Raw genomic sequence first — 13,230 nt, 5'->3', positions numbered from 1 at the left:
CGGACTGCAAAGTGCTACCCAGTTGATTCCATTGCCAGAATGTACATGGCTGCAGACAGAGAAGCGGCCGCTGACAGAATATCCTTGTCAACGACCGCTTTTTGTTAAAATTCAGAATTCTGGAATCACGCCATTATAGCGATCCGCCTTTTCCAGAAGCGGCCCCTTGGCACCCATGGTGAAGGCAATGTCGCTGCTGCGGATGGATAGGAGCCGCATCCCTGGAGTTATGCGGAGAAAATCCATCATCGGTATTGTCAGACGAACCTGCCCGTCTGCTGTCACAGAGAGCCAGCAGTAGGAGCGGCCCTTGTAAGGAAGGAAAGTACCCTCCGCGGCGGTATAGTCCCGCAGCTCGGGCAGAGCGGCCAGAATATGGCCCAGCTTGGATGGCAGGAGCAGCCCCTTTCTGGTCACGCAGAATCCACCGGTCACCTTGCTTCCGGTAAAGAGATAGACCTTGCCTTCGGCGGTGATCTGGTATTCCGACATGGCTTGGATGGGAAACTGAATTTTGCCGGATTCTTGAATGTTGGATTTTCCAAAAACAAACTTTCCGCCTTTGTTCATCTGCGGCATTTGGTATTGCTCCTTTCTCATTGTACGCCTCTGACACAGAGCAGCGCCAGGGGAAGATACATAAACAGCAGGGTCAGCCGCTGCCACAGCCCCTCCCATGCGATCACGGTGTGGGCAAACCGGGGCTTGTCCGCCATAACGAACAGCACGAAGAATACCAACGCCAGGAGAAAGCACGCCAGCGCACACAGGGCAAGGCCGGTCTGCCTGCCTTTGAAATAAAACAGTGCAACGACCAGCGGAGCGAAGGTCAGCGCCAGAAAACCCAACACCGACCCGAAACCGTGAATCTTTGCGGACAAAGTCTCCATCGCCTTGGTTTCTGATACAGGAAACAATCCTGACAAAATGCGGCCGCCCAGAGCGTAGATGATCAAGATTGCCGCCAGAGCCAGACTAAGACCGCCGGACCGGCCCCAAAGGAGGGGGCACAGCTGGGCGCAGGTCAGCAGAATGGCTGTCCCCAGGAAGAGTAGCCATAGAGTATAGACCGTGTGGAAGGGGGCGCTTCGGTTTCCCAGCACACTCATGACCTGCCGGGTGTGGCGGTAGCCCGGATAGGTGGGCGCCAGCAGAAAAGGAATGACCAGATCCAGCAGTAAAAACAGGGGCAGAAGGGAGTAAAAGGTATGTTTCATAGGCAGTTTTCCTAATTCCTCATTGCGCCTTGATGAAATGGAGGTCACAGCAGTCCGATCCGCTGCCCAGCGTTCCGTTGCGCAGGAAGTTTATTTTGGGAGCCAGTCCGGAGAAGGAGATGTCATCACTTTCGCAGAATACACAGCACAGCTCCGGGCACCCGAATTGTTTCGTAACATCCCAGTAGAGGCAGCGGTGCAAATTGAAATGGATCTCTTGGCAGTTACAGCGCACCCACTCTGTTTGCCATCCCTCTGGAGGAAAGTGGTTTTTCATGTGTCGTTTGACGCCCATCCGGAAAATGAGATAAGCAAAAGGAAGTGAACCTAATTTTTGCATTTCGGCTTTTTTATCTATGGCAGCTTTGTGTGCTGTTTCTCGTACCAACAACAATGCCTGATCTTCTTGAATACCATGTTTCAAAAGCGCTTTGTAATATGACATCAAAGGAAACAGCCTGCTTTGAAGATGCTCCTCGATCACATGATTGCCCCGGTCATTCCCGTGCTGGCACAAATCCTGGTAAAGTTCCTCAGCCTGTTGAAGTAAGGTACAGCCTGTTTCCTGACCAAAGGCACGGATGCAATCGTCTTCCAAAAAGAAAAGAGCTGTGTTACTGGTCTGCATCCGTCTGTCCCTCCGAGATTTTTTTGAATACATCATAAGCGTGCTTCTCCAGCACATCTGCCTTTGTGACGGCAATGCCCCATTTCTCGTCGCCCAACACAATCAAAGTGTCTCCGGCTTTAATATCAAAGACCTGTCGAGCTTCCTTGGGGATAATGATCTGCCCACGCTCCCCAACCTTCACCGTTCCGAAAATATAGTGTCCCTTTGTGGTTTCCATGCGTATACCTCCCATGATACATATAAATATGAAATGCATACTTGTATGTATTTTAGCGTTATCAAGGAAAAATGTCAAGGGGCGGAAGTGTGTGGTGACTGAATTTTGGGAACAGGAACTTAAGCCTTCCGTTTTCAAAATAAGAGATACCCGCAGTTCCTTATGTTTTAGAACTGTGGGTATCTCAGAAAGGGCAAAGTATATGGATGTTAATTGTCATCAGCAATCGAAAGGTGTGCCCTGCGGCGATACTCCAGCGGCGGGCAGCCGAAGTGCCGAACAAAAACTGCGGCAAATTTGCTCTGATTTTCGTAGCCTACCTGTGCTGCGATCTCCGCCACTCGTAATTCACTGCTCTGCAGCAATTCTGCTGCTCGGCGCATCCTCACCTCCCGCAAAAATGTGGAGAGGTTTTCTCCAAACACACCGCGGAAGTAATTCTTGAGACTGGTTTCGGCCACCTGGAACCGATCCGCCAACTCCCGCGCCGTGTGGTTCTGGCTCAGGTCTGCGCACAGGATGTTCCGTGTCTCTCTGGCGATGGATACTTGGGAGCTGGTAAAATAGCGGACTGTGGGACTGGTTTCAAGAGGCTGGCGTTCTACCTTCCAAAGCAGCTGGGCGGAGAGAAGTTTCAGCAGTCCCACTTCCTCCGAATCTCGAAGCTGCCACAGGTCATCCAGCAATGTCTGTACACAGGCAGGCGTGGGTCCCAAATAGAGTCGGCGGGAGGTATGCAGGTGCTCTACGATCCCCTCTGGGCTTACTTCCCCCTCCTGAAACAGTGGATAAGGACGATGGGCCAACATATCCAGATCCAAAAACAACTCGACACCCTCATAGAGACCACTGGGGTAGCGATACTCCTCCTGAGCCTGCTGGGTTCCTACGGCCATGTGTCCTTGAGAGAGGAAGGCAAACTGTCCATCCTCCAGCGCCACTTCACAGCGCCCCTTCCGGCAGAAGTTCAGCAGCAGAATGTTAGCCGCTTCATTCTGTGCCAAGGGCCAGACCTGAGTATAGATCCGGTTGAAGGAAAGAATTGCGCCCTCCCACAAAGAAAACAGTCGCAGGCTTCCGTTCTCTGAACCATAGAGGGTCATCACCGTAGCCTTGCCGTTGGCTCGAACCTTCACATCGTCTGGGAAACGGCTGGCATCAAAAAGTTGCGACATATTGGACATGGGCAGTGCCTCCGTTGTTTGATTTGGTTTGATTGTAACTGACTGGAGAGGAGTCGTCAATGATTGCTCAAAAATTGCAAGCTATTTGGAGCTAAAATGCCTGTATGGAGTTGCCGGCAGGCAGTCAGCTATGCTATTCTGTTTTTTAGTTAGCCAAGGCTAACGATTATAGACAGGAGGGATTTCAATATGTCTCAATCATTGGAACAGGGAAAACGCAAACTGACTGCCAAAGACGCCATCACCGCCGGCGCACTGGGGGCGGTGTGCATTGCCATTCGCTTCCTTTTTATGCTGGTGGGCGGTGTCAGCCCCTATGTATGGTTTGCTACCCACTTTATTGATGCCATTCTGATCGGGCCAGTGTTCATGCTGATGGTAGCCAAGGTGCAGAAAAACGGCCCCTTTCTGCTCACCAGCCTGATTACCGGCGTGGTGCTGGTGGCCGCTACCTGGATGTTCCCCATCACGGGACTGGTGGGAGGAATTCTGTGTGAGCTGTGCCTGCGGGCTGGACAGTTTCGGCAGAAAGGCTGGCTTATGCTGGGCTTCTTCTGCTTCAATCTGGGCTTTATCGGGGACTTTCTGCCCCTCTGGTTTACCAAAGAAAGCTATTTGGAGTATGCCGCCCAGATGATGGACGCTGGCTATATGGCCACCATGGAGGGCCTGCTGACCTGGCCGGTGTTCGGGGTCATTGTACTGAGCATTTTGGTAGGCTCTGTTCTGGGCTCCTTGCTGGGTATGAAACTCATGCGTAAGCATTTTGTCAAGGCCGGGCTGGCCCAATGAGGAAGAATATTCGCCCTTCTTTTCTTGATCCTCGAACCAAGATTCTGATCTGGCTGTTGGCCAATGTGGTGGTGTTCACTTGGAGCCCTGCGGTTTTCCAGCTCAGTGTTATAATAGCCTATTTGATTCTCTTTCTGGTAGAGCGGAAAGGAACCATGTTGGCAGGGCTGCTGGCGACATATCTGGCTATCCTGGCGATACAGTACTGGCTGTTGCCGCTGCTGCCCGGTTCTTTGGCTACAGTCTTTGCTACGGTAACCTACTTCATTCTGGTGTTCCCCTGCATTGCCGGCGGCGCCTATCTGATTGCCACCACCAGCGTCAGCCAGTTCATAGCTGCTTTGGAGGGGATGGGCGCTCCCCGGAGTTTTTCTATTACCCTTGCGGTGACGCTGCGCTTTCTGCCTGCACTTCGGCAGGATTTGCGTCATATCCGGGATGCCATGGCCCTTCGGAATATCCGTGGTTTTGATGAGAAACTGGAGTGCATTTATGTACCAATGCTTATGGGGGCAGCCCAGACAGCAGAAGAACTCAGCGAGTCCGCCACCGCTCGGGGCATCGAGTCCCCAGGGAAGATGTCCTCCTGGCGGCCTATCGGATTTCACATTCAGGATGTGGTGGTCACACTGCTGTTTCTGGCTCTCTGCGTGGGCGGGATCTGCTGCAAGGGGGTGCTACCATGATTATCTTTGACCATGTGACCTATGCTTATGAGGGCAAGGAGACGCCAAGCCTTCGGGACTGCACCTTTTCTGTGAAACCGGGGGAACTTATCCTGCTCACCGGAGAGAGCGGCTGCGGCAAGACCACAATCATCAAGCTCGTCAATGGCCTGCTCCAGCATACTGGAGGTGGGACACTGGCGGGAACTGTTATGGTCGGCGGCCAGGATGTGGCACAGACCCCGCTGTGGGAACTGGCGCGGACGGTGGGCTCGGTGTTTCAGAACCCCAAGTCCCAGTTCTTCAATCTGGACACCACCAGCGAGGTGCTTTTTGGGCTGGAGAGTCGTGGAGCGTCCCACGATGAGATGGAACAGGCTCTGGAATCCGCCGTCCAAGTCTGCGGAGTGGGACCGCTGCTGGACCGGAGCATTTTTGCTCTGTCCGGTGGAGAAAAACAGCGCATTGCCTGCGCCAGCGCCTGGGCCATGGGGCCGGAGCTGTTTGTACTGGACGAGCCTTCCTCCAATCTGGATGGGGAGGGTATCCGCCAGCTCCGGGAGATCCTGAAACAGTTGAAAAAGGCCGGAAAGACCGTGTTGATGGCAGAGCACCGCCTTTGGTACGCTGCGGATCTTGCTGATCGGGTGTTCTATCTGCGGAGCGGGCAGCTGGAACGGGAATATAACGGGAAAGATTTCCTCGCTCTGCCCGAGGAGGAACGCCGCTCCATGGGACTGCGGAGCATTGCGGAGGTACCGGTGTCCTCGCCTGAGCCAAGCCCAGCGGCTGGAGCAGACGGCTTGATGGTTCGGGAGTTGCGGGCGACCTATAACGGTGCGGCTGTATGGGAGGGCGTATCCTTCCATGCGCCCAGGGGACAAATTACCGCCATTACCGGCCAAAACGGGGCAGGCAAGACCACCCTGGCCCGGTGTCTGTGCGGTTTGATGAAGGAACAAAGCGGTACAATTTTTTGGGATGGAAAGCCTCTGCGCCGAACGGAAAGAAGGCGGAAGGCGTTCCTGATCATGCAGGATGTGAACCTCCAGCTTTTTGGAGACAGCGTGCTGGCAGAGACCCGGCTGGGAAATACGGCCACAGAGCAGGAGGCTTTGACAACCTTGGGCCGAATGGATCTGGCTCAGTATGCGGATACTCACCCCATGGCTCTATCCGGCGGGCAGAAGCAGAGGCTGGCCGTTGCAGATGGCTGTCTCAGCGGAAAGGAACTGCTGATCTTTGATGAGCCTACCAGCGGACTTGACTATGGCCACATGCTGGAGGTGAGCCGACGCCTCCGGGAGTTGGCGGAGCAGGGGCTATGTGTGGTGGTTATCACCCATGACGGAGAATTCCTGCGGGAGAGTGGGGCTTGGACGGCGGATTGGCTGCCAAATGACAAGCAGCCATGAAGTGTCCAGGAAATAGCCGCCTACATAACGGAAGGGGGACTGTCTATGCCTTTACGCAAATCGGGTGAAGATTATCTGGAGGCCATCCTTGTCCTCAAAAAGAAAAAGGGCATGGTGAGGTCTGCGGATGTGGCCCGACACTTGGAGGTGTCCAAACCCAGTGTGTGCCATGCGGTGGCTACACTGAAAAAGGGCGGCTTCCTACTCATGGATGGAGATCACTTTCTTCACCTGACCGATGCGGGTAGGGAAGTAGCGGAACAAATCTATGAAAAGCACCGCTTCTTTACAGAAATGCTGACAAATGCTGGGGTAGACCCCATTACTGCCGAGCGGGACGCCTGCCGGATTGAGCATGTCATCAGCGAGAGTAGTTTTCAACACTTAAAAAAGACTTCGTCAGAAAAGAAGTAACCAAAGAAAGTGTAGCTCTTGTCTATTCTATCAGCGGGGCTGCACTTTCCTTTTATGTAAAAAGCTGCAATTAAAAGGGAAAATGGAGATTTGGTCAGAATTCAGTCAGATTTGCCAGTTATCATAAAAATGGAGTTTTAGACGGTTTAACATGAAATCGTACTTTTGAAAACGGGGAAATAAGTATGAAAACCAAGAATCGAAATAGCAGAGGAAATTTCAAGATATCGGGGGCGGCTTTATTCGTAAATGAATAAGGTCGCCCCTTTGTTTTGCAGGCGACAAAAAAACGACAATATTTTTAGAGCGATACTGAACCCAAATCGTTGGCAGGCCCGCTACCTAGTCTTGATAGCTGCGGGCTCGTGTGCAAAGTGTGGTTCAGATGGCAGGGAGCCAAAGGTGCATGAGAGAAAGATGGATCATGCACATAAAGAGGTTCGTCCATCTGCTTACATTTCGACACACAGCTTACTTTACAATACGGTTCTTCCGCCGCCCTTTTCACAGGAGCAGGCGGGAACATCGCAAATCGAGCGACAAGCCTCCTCCTGTGGGCGGCGGAAGTCGTGATGGACTTCTTTATGTGTTTTACACGGCCGACCGTTCACTTTTGCGGTGTGTGGTTGGCCGTGTTTGTTTATGTAACAAACACACACGCCCGTTAGTTCGATGCCGGTCTCCTCCGAAAGTTCAAGAAACCTGTTGGACTTCTTGAATGATTTGGAGGAAAAGGTCATGTGGCAACGAAATAATGGACAAGCAAGGGAAGAACTGCAAATCAAGTTTACGGGTTACTTAATCCAGGCGGTCAGGCGCACCCAGCGGGATTATCTGAAGGCCCTTTATGCGTATAGCAATCAGGAGACCCTGACGGATACAATCTTTGTCGTGAGCCAGACGCTGGAGCAGGAAGTGATGGAGCGGCTGCCCCTCTGGGAGAACATTGAGAGCGGTGCGCTCCTGTATGCCTTGAAACAGCTAGACGAGCGGGAACGGTATGTGTTCCTTGCCCGCGTACTGGACAAGCGCCCATTCGATGTGATCGGCGTGCAGCTGGGATTGTCGTATAAGGGTGCGGCCGCGGTGTATTACCGGGCCATTCGGAAGTTGAAGAAGAGCATCGAGGGGGTGAACGGATATGACATTTGAACAGATGCTGCGGCGAGCCAAGGGCGGTGACCAAGAGGCCATCACAAGCATTTTGCTCATGTACCGCCCCTTGCTGCTCAAGTATGCCGTGATCAACGGCAGACTGGATGAGGATCTGTACCAGGAGCTGTGCATCACACTGGTGCGGGCGATTGAACTGTTCCGGATTTAAGTTTATGAGAAAGACCCTGAGATTGCTGTCTCAGGGTCTTTCCCGTGGACTTAAAATCATTGCAATCCGCTTTCAAAACCAGCAAGGTTTGCATTGACCTAGTGTAGCAAGATTCGTATTGACCTGGCCTATTGGCAACAGGGCCTTCCTTGTGTTATACTAAAATCAGCAAGGAGGTGAAGGCGCTATGAGTCCATTGGTAAAGAAGCGAATTGCAGCAGTCAAGACGGCCGATGCAATCAACGCCATTGAGGGCGCACCGATTTCCAGCTATGCACGGTCGCTATCTGCCAGCTGGGCCCGCGGCGAACTGACGGGCGAACAGATGAAGCAGGCATTGCTGGCACATCATCGCCGGATCGCGGAGCAGGAGCGCCAGAGCCGTGTCTGACCCGTACCTGTATGAAGATGTGCCTGTCCTGAAAAACGAGCTGGGCATCAAAAATGAGAAAACATTGGATCGCATCGAGGCCGAGCAATCCAGAGCAAATATGATGCTGCTGTACGAACAGGGCTTTCAGGACTTTTCTCCGGATGGCCTGCGGGAGATCCATCGGACCCTGTTTGCCGACATTTATGAGTGGGCCGGCCAGTACCGCATTATCAATATTGAAAAACGGGAGAAACTGCTGGCAGGCCGAAGCGTTTGGTACAGCAACGATGACAGGATAGAAGAAGATCTCAATGAGGCTTTTGGACGGCTGGAAAATGTTAGATGGGATGGCATCAGCCGGGAAGAATTCGTCCATCAGCTCATCAGCCTCTTTCCGCCGATCTGGCAGGTGCACCCTTTCCGGGAGGGCAATACCCGAACGGTTGTAATGATGATGACCTTTTTTGTGGAGCATCATGGATACTTTATGGATCAGGAATTGATGGCTGCCAGTGCCGGCTATGTCCGCGACTCTTTTGTGATGGCCTCCCTGGATCAGTTTTCAGAATTTGAGCATTTGGAGCGCATTTTGCTGGACGCAGTTTGTGATGAGCCGATTGATTACAGCGAGGAAAGCCTGGAGGGGTCTGCCGAAATATCGGAGAAATACCGCAAATACCAGAAAGAGCCTTATTTACCGGAACCTCATTACCGGCGCGAGGAATAAAAGAAGCGCACAGCGGAAACCGTTGTGCGCTTACTTTATTTTAGTGATGTGCCTGGGGCAACGAATTTGTAGCCGTGGCCCCGCACTGTTTCGATGATACCGGCACCCAGCTTGCGCCGGAGTTTGTAGACCATGCTGGAAATCCCGGTCCAGCTGGCATCAAAGGAATCTGCTGCGACGGCTTCGTAAATCTGCCGAGCGGAAAATACCTGCCCCGGGTGGTGGGCTAACAGGTAAAGAATATCAAATTCCATCGAAGTCAGTTCTATCAGATTGCCGGCCCGCCATACCTGGCGCCGCTCCACATCAATCTGCAGGTCACCGACCAGCAGGGTAGAGGTGGTATCTTCAAGAACCTCAATCTGCTCCACACAAAAGCTCTGAAGAAGTTTCTGGAGCAAAACTTCCTGGGATGCTGTGAGATCTTCAAGGTAAATAATGATCTTCTTTTTCATGGCAGTATCTCCCTTGTGAGCCTTCATAAAAAAGAGGTGGCCTTGATTTCTCGTAGCCGCCACTGGTTATATGGGTGCGTCAAAAGGTTTATTGTACGACGGCTTTTTTCTGTTGTGCAGCAGAATGGATTGTCTTATAAGATTTGTTCTTGCTCTTGGGCGGCTGCCTCTTTCAGCCGCAAAAAACTCTCGGTGCTAATAACGTGTTCCATCCGGCAGGCGTCAGCCTCTGCAGTCTTAGGGTCAACGCCTGCGGCGATAAGCCGCTCTGTAAAGAAACAATGACGCTCATAGATGGTTTCAGCAACTTCCAGGCCTATATCGGTCAGATAAAGAAAGTGATCCTCGTCTATAGTGAGGAAGCCGCCGTCTTTCAGAGTGCTTACCGCATGGCACACGCTGGGTTTAGACACATCCATGTGCCGGGCCACATCTACAGAGCGCACCATACCCATCTTCTTGTGGAGGACAAGAATAGCTTCCAAATAGTCCTCCCCGGACGCATGAAGTTTCATAGATTCCCCTTCCTAAAGCTATATCGCCCAACTAAGGCTTTCCTGCTAAATATGGTACGATTTTTTGTTCAGTCCTTTCTTTTTCATCAATTTCTCATGTGGTCCCAGCTCGGCCAATTTGCCATCTTTTAGAACGATGATCTGGTCGGAATTAACGCCAGTACGGAGCCGGAGTGTAATCATCATGACCGCCTTGCCCTCCACCAGTTTTGCTATATCTCAACCAGGGCCAGTCCTCCGCAGATTCGGGTAAACAAACAAGATTTACCAAGTGATGTAATAAATTGATAAATAAGGTTCAAAAGGACAAATTGCAGCCAGTGCAGCCAAAAATCCGGATAGAAGCACAATCCCTTTATGACCTGAAGCTAATTCCAGGTAACGCGCCAGCCTGCTTTTTGCCCTTGGCTGCTTCTTATTTTGCCGTGCTATTCCTAACCCTCCTTTTGGTTATACCCAATTTCTTCCAAAAGAAGCTCTGCTCCTCTGATTTGAAAATCATCAGTAATATATCCGTTTTCAAGGCGCATTGCCCGCTCGCAACAGGCAAGCGCACACTCTGCGTCATGGGTAATGACGATAATGGTGCGCCCCATCTTCGCCAGTTTGCGGATCATCCGGCTGACATTCCGCATATTCGTGCCGTCCAGCCCACTTGTAGGTTCGTCAAGTATGATAATAGGTGCTTCGTGTATCAGAGCTACGCCAAGAGCCAGCCTCTGCTTTTGCCCTCCTGACAGCGTAGAGGGATGCTGTTTGATGAACGGCGTCAGTTCCAGGGCTTCCAGAATTTCTTCTGCCGCTTGCTTCCGCTCCGGGCTGGCCTCTGAGCCAGTAGTCAGTTCGTCCAGCAAATCCTCACCGAATAGCTGGCTGTCTAAATCCTGGGGAATGTACCAGACCTTTCCCAAGCGGTCTTTGGGTCTGCAATGCTTTCCGAATAAAACGACTTCGCCGGATTTCTCTTTCAAAAGCCCTGCCAAGATTCGCCCTATGGTGCTTTTGCCCGTTCCGTTGGGGCCGATCAGGGCAATCACTTCTCCCTTACGGCATTGAAAGTCAATATCCTTAGCTACAATTGTTTCACCAAAAGAGTGGTTCAGTTTTTTCACTTTCAGGACAACCTCGCTGGTTGCCGCAGACGGGATTTCCGTCTGCTCAATCTGATGCAGGTCAGGAGTGCGAAGTCCCAATGCCTGGATTTCCTTATTAGTCAGAGCTTTCATTTGTTGTGCGGTAAATTCACGCACAATTTTTCCTTTCTGCACACACAGGAAGCGGTCTGCCAGATCCATCAGATAATAAAGCCGGTGTTCCGCTATGATAATGGTTTTTCCCTGCTGTTTCAAATCGCAGATAATGTCCGCAAAGCGATAAGTAGATGCAATATCCAGATTGGCAGACGGTTCATCCATGACATAGATTTCCGGGTCAATCGCCTCTGCCGATGCAATCGCAACCTTCTGGCGCATTCCATAGGACAGGCTGTGCAGGCTATGATCCAGAATGTTTTGAATCTTAATGTCCGCCGCCGCCCGGTGAACATGGTTCCGAATTTCCTCATGGGAATAACCGTAGTTTTCACAGCCGAAAGCAACCTCACCGGCAACCTCATTGGCAAAAAACTGGCTCCTGGGGTCTTGGAATACATTCCCTACGATTTTGCCGCGCTCCCAGGACGGAATTTCTTTCAGCGGTTTCCCGTCCACAAAAACATCCCCGCTTAATTCCCCCTCGTAAAAATAGGGGATCAGTCCGTTAATTACTCTTGTTAAAGAGCTTTTCCCACTTCCTGATGGGCCGGTCATAACAATGACCTCTCCGGCGGCAATGTCTAACGATATATGTTCCAGTTGATTTCCGTTCCCGCCATAGGAAAAGGTCAGGTCACGGATCATTATTTCTTTTCCCATTCCTTTCCTCCTATAAAAGACAGCAGCACACAGTAGCTCCCACGCTGACAACAATCAAAAAGTAATCCAGCGCAGCAATCCGGCTGACATAGTAGCTTTCTTTCTTGTAGGGACTTTCAATTCCCCTGACTATGGCAGAAGCGGCTAACTCGTCCGCAATCTTTAAGGAGCGAAATACCATCGGGACAATGGCATATTCCAATGTGTCCATTGGGTGCCTCAAAACATTGCCAACCGATTTTAAGAAACCACGAATTTTCATGGCCTCCCTGACTTCTCCAAATTCATGCAGCACAGTCGGAGCAAAACGGAGCATGACGATCAATACAAGCATGATACGGGTAGGGATCGGCATTTTCCGCAGGCTGGCTGTCAATTTCCCGGACGGGATTTTAGCCAGAAGATAGGCTGGCATGGCGGGAAGTAAAAGTTTGTAAATCATACTGAGTAACAGCGGAGAGGGAATGTTGACCTGATACTTTGTTTCGATCATCAGCCATACAATCGCCGCCAAATAGACCGCAAAACATCCCAAAGCCTGCTTATACAAGCCAAACCAGCAGAGGATCAAAAAAATCCAAAAGGTAAAAATCCCATGTCCCCAAAAACTGGTTGCGAGAAAGGTCGCGATGCAGGCGCACAGCGTCAGAAAAAGAACTGTGCGCCCGTCGATCTGGTCAATCCGTCTTTGTTTTTTTTCTTCGGCCATCATCCTACAATGCCTGCTTTTTGGAAATGCTTTCTGAGCAACCGCTGGCCGAACAATGTACCAAGAATTGCAAGAGCCGCAGTAATGACAACACCCAGAAGCATCAGTGCCGGAGAAGTCACCATAGAGAGCTGCATATTCAAGGTATTTGCATCAAAACCGCTGCTTGCTGCCATTTCCTGATAGCTGTCCCAAGACCACCACAGCGGTACGGCACAGCCTACAAAATTTCCGATTGAGTTGACCATCCAGCCAATTCGGTTGCGAACTGCACTTCGGTATGTATTCTTGCCAACCATGCATAACTCGGCAATGAGGGCTACAATCAAGAAATAGGGAACCAAGAACATATAACCCATAACACCTTGGATTAGTCCATAAACCGCAGCCCAAGCAAACAACAATCCGTGTTTGTTAATGCGATTTGCCGCAACCAAATAAAATGTTGCTCCAATAAGGGCATCAATACCGGCAGAGCCGTATAAATATACTGCTGGGAAAGGCAATGTAACCATACCAATCACCATTGCAATTGCGAAATTGATGACCATCATTGCGGCAATCGTCATAATATCGCGAACACCAATTTTTCTCTTTACCGTTTGTTCCATTCCAGAGCCCTCCTATAATAAAATAGCGTCGTGGTTAGAGATAACTAACCACGACGCTATTTTACAAC

Annotated in this window: 18 protein-coding genes; 8 read left to right on the top strand and 10 right to left on the bottom strand. The window is 51.1% G+C overall.

Annotated elements, in window-relative coordinates; all coding sequences use genetic code 11:
• Nucleotides 1-111: 111 nt before the first annotated feature.
• The 5 genes from H8S57_RS00590 to H8S57_RS00570 all read right to left on the bottom strand — a co-directional run bounded on the left by H8S57_RS00590 (nucleotide 112) and on the right by H8S57_RS00570 (nucleotide 3,249).
• A complete protein-coding gene (locus H8S57_RS00590) occupies nucleotides 112-492 on the bottom strand; it encodes a hypothetical protein (RefSeq protein WP_440131165.1) in 381 nt (126 codons plus the stop codon).
• 104 nt (nucleotides 493-596) lie between these two features.
• A complete protein-coding gene (locus tag H8S57_RS00585; protein WP_186906147.1) occupies nucleotides 597-1,217 on the bottom strand; it encodes a DUF998 domain-containing protein in 621 nt (206 codons plus the stop codon).
• 19 nt (nucleotides 1,218-1,236) lie between these two features.
• Nucleotides 1,237-1,845 (bottom strand): L-2-amino-thiazoline-4-carboxylic acid hydrolase, encoded by a 609-nt coding sequence (locus H8S57_RS00580; protein ID WP_186906146.1) that lies wholly within the window; start codon nucleotides 1,843-1,845, stop codon nucleotides 1,237-1,239.
• Entirely contained in the window at nucleotides 1,832-2,065 is a 234-nt protein-coding gene (locus H8S57_RS00575) for an AbrB/MazE/SpoVT family DNA-binding domain-containing protein (RefSeq protein WP_058964285.1), read from the bottom strand. Before H8S57_RS00575 ends, H8S57_RS00580 begins: the two co-directional genes overlap by 14 nt.
• Before the next feature lie 209 nt (nucleotides 2,066-2,274).
• Nucleotides 2,275-3,249, bottom strand: a complete 975-nt coding sequence (locus tag H8S57_RS00570; RefSeq protein ID WP_144232782.1) for a helix-turn-helix domain-containing protein — start codon at nucleotides 3,247-3,249, stop codon at nucleotides 2,275-2,277.
• A gap of 189 nt (nucleotides 3,250-3,438) precedes the next feature.
• On the opposite strand from H8S57_RS00570, the gene H8S57_RS00565 reads away from it, so the two are divergent.
• The 8 genes from H8S57_RS00565 to H8S57_RS00530 all read left to right on the top strand — a co-directional run bounded on the left by H8S57_RS00565 (nucleotide 3,439) and on the right by H8S57_RS00530 (nucleotide 8,959).
• The gene (locus H8S57_RS00565) at nucleotides 3,439-4,041 is read left to right on the top strand and encodes an MptD family putative ECF transporter S component (protein WP_144232783.1); all 603 of its coding nucleotides are present in this window, start codon (nucleotides 3,439-3,441) and stop codon (nucleotides 4,039-4,041) included.
• Nucleotides 4,038-4,727, top strand: a complete 690-nt coding sequence (locus tag H8S57_RS00560; RefSeq protein WP_144232784.1) for an energy-coupling factor transporter transmembrane component T — start codon at nucleotides 4,038-4,040, stop codon at nucleotides 4,725-4,727. The genes H8S57_RS00565 and H8S57_RS00560 overlap by 4 nt, the downstream gene beginning before the upstream one ends.
• Nucleotides 4,724-6,121, top strand: a complete 1,398-nt coding sequence (locus H8S57_RS00555) for an ABC transporter ATP-binding protein (RefSeq protein WP_186906145.1) — start codon at nucleotides 4,724-4,726, stop codon at nucleotides 6,119-6,121. The genes H8S57_RS00560 and H8S57_RS00555 overlap by 4 nt, the downstream gene beginning before the upstream one ends.
• Nucleotides 6,122-6,166: 45 nt before the next feature.
• Nucleotides 6,167-6,535 (top strand): metal-dependent transcriptional regulator, encoded by a 369-nt coding sequence (locus H8S57_RS00550; RefSeq protein WP_144232786.1) that lies wholly within the window; start codon nucleotides 6,167-6,169, stop codon nucleotides 6,533-6,535.
• Nucleotides 6,536-7,273: 738 nt separating this feature from the next.
• Entirely contained in the window at nucleotides 7,274-7,687 is a 414-nt protein-coding gene (locus H8S57_RS00545; protein WP_243132601.1) for a sigma-70 family RNA polymerase sigma factor, read from the top strand.
• Nucleotides 7,677-7,859 (top strand): helix-turn-helix domain-containing protein, encoded by a 183-nt coding sequence (locus tag H8S57_RS00540; RefSeq protein ID WP_144232796.1) that lies wholly within the window; start codon nucleotides 7,677-7,679, stop codon nucleotides 7,857-7,859. The genes H8S57_RS00545 and H8S57_RS00540 overlap by 11 nt, the downstream gene beginning before the upstream one ends.
• A 187-nt stretch (nucleotides 7,860-8,046) precedes the next feature.
• Complete coding sequence (locus tag H8S57_RS00535) at nucleotides 8,047-8,250, top strand: antitoxin VbhA family protein (protein WP_007712900.1); 204 nt, start codon at nucleotides 8,047-8,049, stop codon at nucleotides 8,248-8,250.
• A complete protein-coding gene (locus H8S57_RS00530; protein ID WP_144232797.1) occupies nucleotides 8,243-8,959 on the top strand; it encodes a Fic/DOC family protein in 717 nt (238 codons plus the stop codon). The genes H8S57_RS00535 and H8S57_RS00530 overlap by 8 nt, the downstream gene beginning before the upstream one ends.
• A gap of 35 nt (nucleotides 8,960-8,994) precedes the next feature.
• On the opposite strand, the gene H8S57_RS00525 is transcribed toward H8S57_RS00530, so the two are convergent.
• The 5 genes from H8S57_RS00525 to H8S57_RS00505 form a co-directional block, all read right to left on the bottom strand.
• Entirely contained in the window at nucleotides 8,995-9,414 is a 420-nt protein-coding gene (locus H8S57_RS00525; RefSeq protein ID WP_144232798.1) for a winged helix-turn-helix domain-containing protein, read from the bottom strand.
• Between the two features lie 134 nt (nucleotides 9,415-9,548).
• Nucleotides 9,549-9,929 carry a metal-dependent transcriptional regulator gene (locus H8S57_RS00520; RefSeq protein ID WP_144232799.1) on the bottom strand — a complete coding sequence of 127 codons (381 nt, stop codon included), beginning with the start codon at nucleotides 9,927-9,929 and terminating at the stop codon, nucleotides 9,549-9,551.
• A gap of 434 nt (nucleotides 9,930-10,363) precedes the next feature.
• Entirely contained in the window at nucleotides 10,364-11,842 is a 1,479-nt protein-coding gene (locus H8S57_RS00515) for an ABC transporter ATP-binding protein (protein WP_186906144.1), read from the bottom strand.
• A 10-nt stretch (nucleotides 11,843-11,852) separates the two neighbouring features.
• Nucleotides 11,853-12,554, bottom strand: a complete 702-nt coding sequence (locus tag H8S57_RS00510) for an energy-coupling factor transporter transmembrane component T family protein (protein WP_186906143.1) — start codon at nucleotides 12,552-12,554, stop codon at nucleotides 11,853-11,855.
• Nucleotides 12,551-13,162 carry an MptD family putative ECF transporter S component gene (locus H8S57_RS00505; RefSeq protein WP_186906142.1) on the bottom strand — a complete coding sequence of 204 codons (612 nt, stop codon included), beginning with the start codon at nucleotides 13,160-13,162 and terminating at the stop codon, nucleotides 12,551-12,553. Before H8S57_RS00505 ends, H8S57_RS00510 begins: the two co-directional genes overlap by 4 nt.
• Between the last annotated feature and the right edge of the window lie 68 nt (nucleotides 13,163-13,230).

This window comes from Lawsonibacter hominis (genome assembly GCF_014287895.1).
Lineage (GTDB): Bacteria > Bacillota > Clostridia > Oscillospirales > Oscillospiraceae > Lawsonibacter_A > Lawsonibacter_A hominis.
Note: the sequence above shows the minus strand (reverse complement) of the source record. Positions and strands in the feature narration are given on the sequence as shown.

What these genes read in the sequence shown, in the direction of transcription:
- H8S57_RS00585 (WP_186906147.1), bottom strand. Translation starts at nt 1,217, where the DNA reads ATGAAACATACCTTTTACTCCCTTCTGCCCCTGTTTTTACTGCTGGAT.
- H8S57_RS00515 (WP_186906144.1), bottom strand. Translation starts at nt 11,842, where the DNA reads ATGGGAAAAGAAATAATGATCCGTGACCTGACCTTTTCCTATGGCGGG.
- H8S57_RS00560 (WP_144232784.1), top strand. Translation starts at nt 4,038, where the DNA reads ATGAGGAAGAATATTCGCCCTTCTTTTCTTGATCCTCGAACCAAGATT.
- H8S57_RS00505 (WP_186906142.1), bottom strand. Translation starts at nt 13,162, where the DNA reads ATGGAACAAACGGTAAAGAGAAAAATTGGTGTTCGCGATATTATGACG.
- H8S57_RS00550 (WP_144232786.1), top strand. Translation starts at nt 6,167, where the DNA reads ATGCCTTTACGCAAATCGGGTGAAGATTATCTGGAGGCCATCCTTGTC.
- H8S57_RS00570 (WP_144232782.1), bottom strand. Translation starts at nt 3,249, where the DNA reads ATGTCCAATATGTCGCAACTTTTTGATGCCAGCCGTTTCCCAGACGAT.
- H8S57_RS00545 (WP_243132601.1), top strand. Translation starts at nt 7,274, where the DNA reads ATGTGGCAACGAAATAATGGACAAGCAAGGGAAGAACTGCAAATCAAG.
- H8S57_RS00580 (WP_186906146.1), bottom strand. Translation starts at nt 1,845, where the DNA reads ATGCAGACCAGTAACACAGCTCTTTTCTTTTTGGAAGACGATTGCATC.
- H8S57_RS00520 (WP_144232799.1), bottom strand. Translation starts at nt 9,929, where the DNA reads ATGAAACTTCATGCGTCCGGGGAGGACTATTTGGAAGCTATTCTTGTC.
- H8S57_RS00555 (WP_186906145.1), top strand. Translation starts at nt 4,724, where the DNA reads ATGATTATCTTTGACCATGTGACCTATGCTTATGAGGGCAAGGAGACG.
- H8S57_RS00540 (WP_144232796.1), top strand. Translation starts at nt 7,677, where the DNA reads ATGACATTTGAACAGATGCTGCGGCGAGCCAAGGGCGGTGACCAAGAG.
- H8S57_RS00590 (WP_440131165.1), bottom strand. Translation starts at nt 492, where the DNA reads ATGTCGGAATACCAGATCACCGCCGAAGGCAAGGTCTATCTCTTTACC.
- H8S57_RS00565 (WP_144232783.1), top strand. Translation starts at nt 3,439, where the DNA reads ATGTCTCAATCATTGGAACAGGGAAAACGCAAACTGACTGCCAAAGAC.
- H8S57_RS00510 (WP_186906143.1), bottom strand. Translation starts at nt 12,554, where the DNA reads ATGATGGCCGAAGAAAAAAAACAAAGACGGATTGACCAGATCGACGGG.
- H8S57_RS00575 (WP_058964285.1), bottom strand. Translation starts at nt 2,065, where the DNA reads ATGGAAACCACAAAGGGACACTATATTTTCGGAACGGTGAAGGTTGGG.
- H8S57_RS00525 (WP_144232798.1), bottom strand. Translation starts at nt 9,414, where the DNA reads ATGAAAAAGAAGATCATTATTTACCTTGAAGATCTCACAGCATCCCAG.
- H8S57_RS00535 (WP_007712900.1), top strand. Translation starts at nt 8,047, where the DNA reads ATGAGTCCATTGGTAAAGAAGCGAATTGCAGCAGTCAAGACGGCCGAT.